The following is a 1610-nucleotide window of genomic DNA, read 5'->3' as shown; positions in this document are numbered from 1 at the left end:
CTTATAAAGACTTTATATTGAATCTCAAACAAAAGATAGATACTCTCAAAACTCAAGGTTATGAAATAGATAAGGTGAAACTAGAGGTGGGGTATGAGGGAGATATAAAAATAGCTTGGGGAGGACATAAAAATGTATCCAAAGAATTTAAGAAAAAAGTAATAGCAATTTGTAAAAGATTAGAAATAAATCCTGATTACTTAATGTCTTGTATGGCTCTTGAAACTATTAGAACATTTTCGCCTAGCATAAAGAATCCGCTTGCTACAGCTACAGGACTGATACAATTTTTAGAATCTACTGCAAAAAAATTAGGAACTAGCACAGGAGAGTTAGCTAAAATGACTCAAGTTGAACAACTTGATTATGTTGAGAAATATTTTCAAGCATATAAGGGAAAAATAAAAAATATTGAAGATATTTATATGGTGATTTTTTATCCAATAGCTGTTGGAAAACCAAATGATTATATTATTTCAACCAAAGGAAATGTTGTGTATGATAAAAATAAAGGCTTAGATATCAATAAAGATGGTATCTTGACAAAGGGTGAGGCTGGTGCTGTCGCAAGACAATACCTTAAAGAAGGTTTAGAAAAATACAAAGGATAAAAAATAAAAAAGTTAGCTATTTATGGCATTATATTGTTGAATTTACTTAATGCCGATGAAATTTCTGCAAGTATTCAAGAGACATTTAAAGGAGCTTTCTCTACTTTCTCTGTCTCTACAAATGTTAAAAGCGATCAATGCAGTATTACTATCAACGATAAAGTAATTTATCAAAGAGAATGTGAGTATGAATATGAACCAAGATTGGTTTTTTACGCACCACTTGGAAATTGGAATGAGATTTGGATATTTCAAGATGTTCCTATGGGAAATGCGTGTGATGGCGGCACTTTAAGAATATTTGAGCGAATAAATGGGGAAAATAAAATCCATTATCGTGGTGAAATTGATTTTTGCGGTGGTCCCAATCCTAGCTTTGAGCTAAAAAGAAATACTCTTAAAATCACTGATGAATATAGCGGTAGAACGTATGTTTTTCAACAAAGTAAGCTAGGACAAACACCATAAGGAAAAATACAAAATGAAACAATTACTTCAAGGGGTATTGATTGCTTTATTGATATGTGTGGTGTATAACTACAAGCCGCCTCGCATATCACGCAAATAGGAGAGAAGACATAACTGACCCTTTAGAAATTCTGCAAGAGGGCTATAAAAATACTTTTGGAGACAATGAATGAAAAAGTTAATTTTGCTGTTAGGTTGTTTAGTTTTTGCGTATGCGGAAGTGATTATAGAGAGAGAATATGATGAATCCAAATATCAGCAAGAAGTCTGCGGTGAGGATTATCATTGTTTTGCTAGTGAATACTTTATTCCTAACGTGGATATTTTAGATGCTTTCAAACAAGACTTGCAAAAGGAAATTAAATTTCCAAAATATGACACAAGAGAGCTAATTTATAGGCAAGTCATTGCTATGAGATTACCTAATGATAATAATACAAAAAGATTGGACTATGATAAACCTAACACTTCCTCTTATATAAGGAACAACCTATGAGTTCTCCCACTTCCTCCTTTCTCTCTCTAAACATT

General features: G+C 32.2%; 3 protein-coding genes. All 3 read left to right on the top strand.

Annotated elements, in window-relative coordinates:
* Window positions 1-611: hypothetical protein (locus tag LS65_RS09695; protein ID WP_236096717.1), on the top strand; the 611-nt coding region annotated here is incomplete at its 5' end.
* A gap of 33 nt (window positions 612-644) precedes the next feature.
* On the top strand, window positions 645-1079 hold the full coding sequence (locus LS65_RS09690; protein ID WP_034361048.1) for a hypothetical protein: 435 nt from the start codon (window positions 645-647) through the stop codon (window positions 1077-1079).
* A gap of 169 nt (window positions 1080-1248) precedes the next feature.
* Window positions 1249-1575, top strand: a complete 327-nt coding sequence (locus tag LS65_RS09680; protein WP_236096716.1) for a hypothetical protein — start codon at window positions 1249-1251, stop codon at window positions 1573-1575.
* The last annotated feature ends 35 nt before the right edge of the window (window positions 1576-1610 follow it).

It is taken from the genome of Helicobacter japonicus (assembly GCF_000762845.2).
Lineage (GTDB): Bacteria > Campylobacterota > Campylobacteria > Campylobacterales > Helicobacteraceae > Helicobacter_C > Helicobacter_C japonicus.
The sequence above is the reverse complement of the archived record's forward strand: the minus strand, read 5'-3'. Positions and strand labels throughout refer to the sequence as shown.

Excerpts from the sequence above, each read along its gene's own strand:
- LS65_RS09680 (WP_236096716.1), top strand. The coding sequence starts at position 1,249 with ATGAAAAAGTTAATTTTGCTGTTAGGTTGTTTAGTTTTTGCGTATGCG.